Source organism: Spirillospora sp. NPDC049652 (genome assembly GCF_040675125.1).
In the GTDB taxonomy this organism is placed as follows: Bacteria; Actinomycetota; Actinomycetes; order Streptosporangiales; family Streptosporangiaceae; genus Spirillospora.
Genome location: NZ_JBFAOF010000390.1, coordinates 1 through 6251, shown reverse-complemented (window position 1 = coordinate 6251; position 6251 = coordinate 1). Strand labels below are relative to the sequence as shown.

7 protein-coding genes are annotated in these 6251 nt (G+C 75.2%); 4 read left to right on the top strand and 3 right to left on the bottom strand.

Annotation, left to right across the window (positions count from 1 at the left end; genetic code table 11):
- Positions 1 to 228: 228 nt before the first annotated feature.
- Complete coding sequence (cofC, locus tag AB0J52_RS23000) at positions 229 to 900, bottom strand: 2-phospho-L-lactate guanylyltransferase (RefSeq protein WP_500184007.1); 672 nt, start codon at positions 898 to 900, stop codon at positions 229 to 231.
- An 88-nt stretch (positions 901 to 988) separates the two neighbouring features.
- Between cofC and AB0J52_RS22995 the strand changes: the two genes are divergently transcribed.
- Genes AB0J52_RS22995 through AB0J52_RS22980 form a run of 4 tightly spaced genes read left to right on the top strand, consistent with a single transcriptional unit; the run spans position 989 to position 5323 of the window.
- Complete coding sequence (locus AB0J52_RS22995; protein ID WP_500184006.1) at positions 989 to 1894, top strand: lysophospholipid acyltransferase family protein; 906 nt, start codon at positions 989 to 991, stop codon at positions 1892 to 1894.
- Positions 1891 to 2928: an NAD(P)H-dependent glycerol-3-phosphate dehydrogenase gene (locus tag AB0J52_RS22990; protein ID WP_500184004.1), complete on the top strand. Its 1038-nt coding sequence runs from the start codon at positions 1891 to 1893 to the stop codon at positions 2926 to 2928. The genes AB0J52_RS22995 and AB0J52_RS22990 overlap by 4 nt, the downstream gene beginning before the upstream one ends.
- Positions 2929 to 2941: 13 nt before the next feature.
- Entirely contained in the window at positions 2942 to 4189 is a 1248-nt protein-coding gene (locus tag AB0J52_RS22985; RefSeq protein WP_500184003.1) for a trans-sulfuration enzyme family protein, read from the top strand.
- 21 nt (positions 4190 to 4210) lie between these two features.
- The gene (locus tag AB0J52_RS22980) at positions 4211 to 5323 is read left to right on the top strand and encodes a D-alanine--D-alanine ligase family protein (RefSeq protein WP_500184002.1); all 1113 of its coding nucleotides are present in this window, start codon (positions 4211 to 4213) and stop codon (positions 5321 to 5323) included.
- Between the two features lie 50 nt (positions 5324 to 5373).
- On the opposite strand, the gene AB0J52_RS22975 is transcribed toward AB0J52_RS22980, so the two are convergent.
- Both AB0J52_RS22975 and AB0J52_RS22970 read right to left on the bottom strand, forming a co-directional pair.
- The gene (locus AB0J52_RS22975) at positions 5374 to 5742 is read right to left on the bottom strand and encodes a carboxymuconolactone decarboxylase family protein (protein WP_500184001.1); all 369 of its coding nucleotides are present in this window, start codon (positions 5740 to 5742) and stop codon (positions 5374 to 5376) included.
- The coding region (locus tag AB0J52_RS22970) for an NAD-binding protein (RefSeq protein ID WP_500184000.1) at positions 5735 to 6251 on the bottom strand (517 nt) is incomplete at its 5' end. The genes AB0J52_RS22975 and AB0J52_RS22970, both read right to left, overlap by 8 nt.

The window sequence follows — 6251 nt, the reverse complement described above, 5'->3', positions numbered from 1 at the left end:
CCGGCCGTCCGGCCCGGCCGCGAGGTTGACCCGCTGGCCGAGGCGGAGCAGCCGCAGGCCGCCCGCGTCGAACGCGGCCCGGTCGAAGTCCAGCTCGGACCCGTCGTCCAGCAGGACGCTGCCGGAGCGGGTCTCCGGGTCGTACACGCGCACCGTCGCCTGCATGCCCCGACCCTACTGCCCGCCCCTGCACCGGAGGGTCCTGGCGGCACCGCCGGTCCGCTCCGGTCAGCGGCGGGTGACCGGCTCGGGCAGCAGCGCCGCCACGGCGGCCGTCCGGGGCCCGACGCCCAGTTCCAGCGCGGCCCGCAGGTCGGCGGGGGTGTCGACGTCGCGGCGGACGCTGTCGATGCCGGACAGCAGCAGCTCGCGGGCGCCCCGGGCACGGTGCGCGGTGCGCGAGCCGCCGCCGAACGCCGGGGCGAACGGCACGCCCGGACGGGCCGTGTAGAGCGTGGTCCCGACGCCCGCCGCGTCCGGGACGAACGCCTCGGCGGCCTCGGACGCCGCGTCCAGCGCCCGGGCGAGCTCCGCCGGGCGCAGGGCGGGCAGGTCGGCCGAGAGCGCGCCGACGCCGGTGTCCGGGTGCAGTTCGCGGGCCCGGCCCGCGCCGTGCACCAGCGCCGGGTTGAGGCCGGCGTCCGGCTCGTCCGGGACGACGGTCGCGCCGAGCGCGGCCAGTTCGGCGGCGGGCAGCGGGTCGTCGGTGACGACGATCACAGCGCGGACGCGGTCGCAGGACAGGGCCGCGGCGACGGTGTCGCCCGCGACCGCGAGCGCCAGCGCCTCGCGGTGCCGGCCCGCGCCGTCCGCCATCCGGGTCTTGGCCCTGGCCAGCACCTTGACCGGGACGATCAGCGTCCAGCCGGGGCGGGGCACGGCGCGTTCTGCTGTAGACATGGCCATTCGACTTTATGCGCTCGCAACCGCGACACTTGAGGACACCCCGCGTTCATCCCGGCGCGGGTTCCGACGAGGAGGGACGGGCATGGGGCACCGTTATTCGCCCGGCTGGCGCAAGCTGACCATCGTCATCCTTCGCCCGCTGCTGTTCGGGCTCCTGAAGAGGGACTGGCGGGGCCGGGGGAACGTGCCCGGGGAGGGCGGCGTGATCATCGCCGCCAACCACATCTCCGAATCCGACCCGCTCGCGCTCGCGCACTTCGTGTACGAGGCCGGCCGCTACCCGGTGTACCTGGCCAAGTCCACCCTGTTCGACGTGCCCGTCATCCGCGCCGTCCTGCGCGGGACCGGGCAGATCCCGGTGTACCGCGACCGCTCCGACGCCGCCCTCGCCCTGCGGGACGCCGAGGAGGCCCTCCGCAACGGCCAGTGCCTCATGTTCTACCCGGAGGGAAGCTGCACCCGCGATCCGGAGCTGTGGCCGATGACCGGCCAGACCGGGGTGGCGCGGATGGCGCTGAAGACGGGCGCGAAGGTCGTCCCCGTGGCGAACTGGGGCGCGCACGAGCTGCTGCCCTACAAGAAGGGCGAGCCGACCGGCCTGCGCGGACGGCTGAAGAAGGGCTTCCACCCGGTCCCGCGCAAGACCATGCGCGTGGTCGCCGGGCCCCCGGTGGACCTGTCCAAGTACGAGGGGCAGCCGCTCACCAAGGCCACCCTCCGCGCCGCCACCGACGACATCATGCGCCAGATCGCCGACCTGCTCGGAGAGCTGCGCCAGGAGGAGCCGCCGGCCGAGCTGTACGACCACCACAAGGTCCTGGAGGAGCGCCGCCGCGCCGCCGCCCCGTCCCCGGAGGCCGCGCCCGCCGCGCCCGCCGCGCCCGCCGAGCCGGTCGCGCCCGCCGGGCCGGCGGACACCGCGAAGCCGGAGACCGCGAAGCCGGAGACCGCGGCCGTGGAGGCCGCGGAGCAGGGGGACGGCAAGTGACCTTCCGCTGTGCCGTGCTCGGGGCCGGTTCGTGGGGGACGGTCGTCGCCAAGCTGATGTGCGACGCGGGCAGCGAGGTGACGCTGTGGGGCCGCCGCCGGGAGGTCGTGGACGCGATCAACGAGCGGCACGAGAACCCGGACTACCTGCCCGGCGTCGCGCTCCCCGAGGACCTGCGGGCCACCACCGACGCCGCCGAGGCCCTCGCGGGCGCGGACGTGGTCGGGATCGCGGTTCCCGCGCAGACGCTGCGCGACAACCTCGCCGCCTGGCGCCCGTTCCTGCCGCCGGACGCGCTGCTGGTCAGCCTGATGAAGGGCGTGGAGCTCGGCACCACCAAGCGGATGAGCGAGGTGATCGCGGAGGTCGCGGGCGCGCCGCCGGAGCGGGTCGCGGTGTTCTCCGGCCCGAACCTGGCCCGCGAGCTGGCCGTCGGCGAGCCCGGCGCGGCGGTAGCCGCCTGCCTGGACATGGCGGGCGCGGAGAAGCTCCAGGCCGCCACGATGACGCCGTACTTCCGCACCTACACCTCCACCGACGTGATCGGCGTCGAGCTCGGCGGCGCGGTGAAGAACGTGATCGCGCTGTGCGTCGGGATGGCGGTCGGGCTCGGCTTCGGCGACAACACCAAGGCCGTGCTGATGACCCGCGGCCTCGCCGAGATCGCCCGGCTGGGCGCCTCGCTCGGCGCGGACGAGCACACCATCGCCGGCCGGGCGGGCATGGGGGACCTGGTCGCGTCCTGCTCGTCGCCCCTGTCGCGGAACCGGACGTTCGGCGAGAACCTGGGCCGCGGCATGACGCCCGAGCAGGTCACCGCGGTGACCAAGCAGACCGCCGAGGGCGTCAAGTCGTCCAAGGCGGTGCTGGAGCTGGCCCGCAACCACCAGGTGGAGATGCCGATCACCGAGGAGGTGGTCGCGGTGGTGCACGAGGCCAAGCCGGTCAAGGAGGCGGGCCTCGCGCTGATCACCCGGTCGCCGAAACCCGAGCGCTACGGCGTGACGCGCCAGCAGGACGAGCACACTCCGTGACACACTGGGGGCGATGAGTAGTCCTCCCAGGTCCCGGCAGGGTGAGAACACCCGGGCCGCGCACCTGCCGCAGCCGGTCGTCCCGCAGCAGGCCCCGATCGGGGCGCCCGTGTGGCGCACGGCCGCGTTCGCCTACGCGGGCGCCGCCGAACACGCCGAGCTCGCCGCGGCCGAGGTCGCGGGCCCGGTCGACAACCCGTCGGCCCTGGCTTTCGCGTCCGGCATCGCCGCGCTGGAGGGCGCGGGCCTGGACGGTCCGGTGGTCGCCGAGGCGTTCCCGTCCGGAGCCGCCGCGGTCACCGGTGTGCTCCTGGCGTGCGCCACGGCCGGGGCGCACGTCGTCGCGCCCGCCGGGCTGCACGGGCCGGTGCGGTCCGTGCTGACCGGGCTGCTCGCCCGGTTCGGCGTGGAGACGACGTTCGCCGAGCCGTCCGAGGTGGCGGCGGCGATGCGCCCGGCGACCCGGCTGGTGTGGGCGGAGACGCTGTCCGATCCCGGGCTCGCGGTCGCTGACCTGCCGGCGCTCGCCGAGACCGCGCACGCGGGCGGGGCGCTGCTCGCGGTCGACTCGTCCCGGACGACCCCGGTGGTGTGCCGTCCGCTGGAGCACGGCGCCGACCTCGTCGTGCACGACGCGTCCGGGGGCCTGGGCGGGCACGGCGACGCGTCCGGCGGCGTGGTGGTCGGCGGCGCGCACGTGATGACGGTGGTCCGGCGCGTCCGGGTGGAGACCGGCGCGTCGCTCGCGCCGGACGACGCGTTCCTGCTGCGCCGCGGCCTGGAGACGCTGCCGCTGCGGGTGCGGCGGCAGTGCGACACCGCGAGCGTGTTCGCCGCGGCGCTGGCCAGGCATCCGGCCGTCCGCTCGGTGGGGTATCCGGGCCTGCCCGAGCATCCGGACCACGCGGTCGCCCGCCGCCTGTTCGACGCCGGGCCGGAGGGCACCCGGTTCGGGGGAGTGGTGACGGTCACCCCGCACGGCGGCCTCACCGCCGGCCAGGCGCTGGTGGACGCGGTGCGGCTGGCGCTGGTCGCGGGCGCGGACGGCGGCGTCCGCACGACCGTCGCGCACGCCGCGACCGGCACGCCCGGCGCCGACCCGGCGGCCGTCCGGTTCACCGTCGGCCTGGAGGACGCGGCCGACCTCGTCCGCGACGTCGGCAAGGCCCTGGACACGGTGGCGCGGGTCACCGGCAGGGAGACCGGCGCGCGGCGCGACCCGGCTCCCGGCGCGGCGGCGGGCGTGGCCGATACCGCCTGATCACCGGTAGGGTCGGGCACCATGTCCCAGGTTTCTCGCAAGATCCGGGTGGCGGTGGTGTTCGGCGGGCGCAGCTCCGAGCACGCCATCTCCGCCGTCACGGCGGGCGCGGTGATGGCCGCGATCGACCGCGACCGCTACGACGTGGTGCCGGTCGGCATCGCCCGTGACGGCAGGTGGGTGCTGCCCCCGTCGGATCTGAACCTGGCGATCACCGACGGACGGCTGCCCGAGGTGGGCGCCGAGGGCAGCGCGCTCGCGCTGCCGTTCGACCCCGACGCGCACGGCCTGCTGGTCGTCGAGCCGGGCGAGGTCCCGCGCACCCTCGGCGAGGTCGACGTCGTCCTGCCGCTGCTGCACGGCCCCTACGGCGAGGACGGCACGCTCCAGGGCCTGCTTGAACTGGCCGGCGTCCGGTATGTCGGCGCGGGCGTGCTGGCCAGCGCGGTCGGGCAGGACAAGGGCTTCATGAAGCTGGTCTGGCAGGCGCAGGGCCTGCCGGTCGGCCCGTACGTGACGATGACCGACCGCGAGTGGCGGCGCGAGCGCAAGCGCAAGCTGGACGAGATCGCCGAGCTGGGGCTGCCGGTGTTCGTCAAGCCCGCCCGCGCCGGGTCCAGCATGGGCATCACCCGGGTGACCGACGAGGCCGGCCTGGAGGCCGCGATCGAGACGGCCCGCGAGCACGACCCGAAGGTGATCGTCGAGGCCGCGATCGAGGGCCGCGAGATCGAGTGCGGCGTCCTGCAGGGCCTCGGCGACGACCCGGCGGAGGCCAGCCTGCCCGCCGAGATCCGGATGGCGAACCAGCACGACTTCTACGACTTCGAGACCAAGTACCTGGACGGCTCGACGTCGCTGACCATCCCGCCGGACCTGCCCGCCGACGCCGTCGAGGAGGTCCAGCGGATCGCCGTCCGGGCCTTCGAGGCGCTGGACTGCGAGGGCCTGGCCCGCGTCGACTTCTTCCACACGACCGACGGCCGCTGGGTGCTGAACGAGATCAACACCATGCCGGGCTTCACCCCGACCTCGGCGTTCCCGCAGATGTGGGCCGCCTCCGGGCTGGACTACCCGTCCCTGGTCGACCGGCTCATCCAGACCGCGCTGGCCCGCGAGGTCGGGCTCCGCTGACGAGAGGCGGGCTCGCCGGGCCTCACCCGGACGGTCTCACCCGGGCGGTCTCACTCGGAGGCCTGGCGCTTCCGGTTCTTCGCGATGAGGGTGTCGACCTGCACCGACAGCCTGGAGCCGAGCGGCCAGCCGATGTAGTGGGTCAGGAAGATGGCGGTCTCGCGGAGTTCGTCCGGCGTGAGGTCGCCGCTCTCCAGGGCAGCCGGGATCTGGATGTCGAGGACGTCGTTGAGGCCCTGGCCCGCGAGCATGCCGATCAGCAGGAGGCGGCGGTCGCGCAGGGACAGGCCCGGACGCGTCCAGATGTCGCCGAAGAGGTGGTCGACGGTGATGCCGAAGAAGTCGCCCGGCGCGTCGCCGACCTCCCAGCCGTAGACCTCGCGCATCTTGGCCAGGCCGCGGGCGCGGCGTTCATCCATCGTCATCCTCCTGGGTGAGGCCGAGCCCGGCGGCGAAGCGGGCGAGGGCGAGGCGGGCGAGCGGGGTCTCGACGCCCAGCTCGTCCGCCAGTTCGAGGGCGAACGCCAGGTCCTTCTCGCCGAGCGCGCGGACGTGGTCGAGGATCGGGCGCAGCGGGTCGTCGCCCGCGAGCGGTGCGGTCGTGGGGCGCAGCATGATGGAGCCCGCCCCGCCGGTGATCGCGTCGGTGTGCCGGACGATCCGCGCGAGCCTCCGCAGCGACACGCCCGACGCCTCGGCGAGCCGCTGGGCTTCGGCCGCCGCCGTGAACGCCGTGAAGTGCAGCAGGTTGCGGGCCAGTTTCGTGCGGGTGCCCGAGCCGACCGGGCCCATGTGCAGGACGAGGTCCGCCCACGCGCCGAACGGTTCGCGGCAGGCCTCGAACGCCTCGTCCGAGCCGCCGACCATGACCGCGAGCGTGCCGTCCGCCGCGCCCATGAAGCCGCCGCTGACCGGCTGCGAGGTGTAC

What these genes read in the sequence shown, in the direction of transcription:
- AB0J52_RS22975 (WP_500184001.1), bottom strand. Translation starts at nt 5,742, where the DNA reads ATGGATGAACGCCGCGCCCGCGGCCTGGCCAAGATGCGCGAGGTCTAC.
- AB0J52_RS22995 (WP_500184006.1), top strand. Translation starts at nt 989, where the DNA reads ATGGGGCACCGTTATTCGCCCGGCTGGCGCAAGCTGACCATCGTCATC.
- AB0J52_RS22985 (WP_500184003.1), top strand. Translation starts at nt 2,942, where the DNA reads ATGAGTAGTCCTCCCAGGTCCCGGCAGGGTGAGAACACCCGGGCCGCG.
- AB0J52_RS22980 (WP_500184002.1), top strand. Translation starts at nt 4,211, where the DNA reads ATGTCCCAGGTTTCTCGCAAGATCCGGGTGGCGGTGGTGTTCGGCGGG.
- cofC (WP_500184007.1), bottom strand. Translation starts at nt 900, where the DNA reads ATGTCTACAGCAGAACGCGCCGTGCCCCGCCCCGGCTGGACGCTGATC.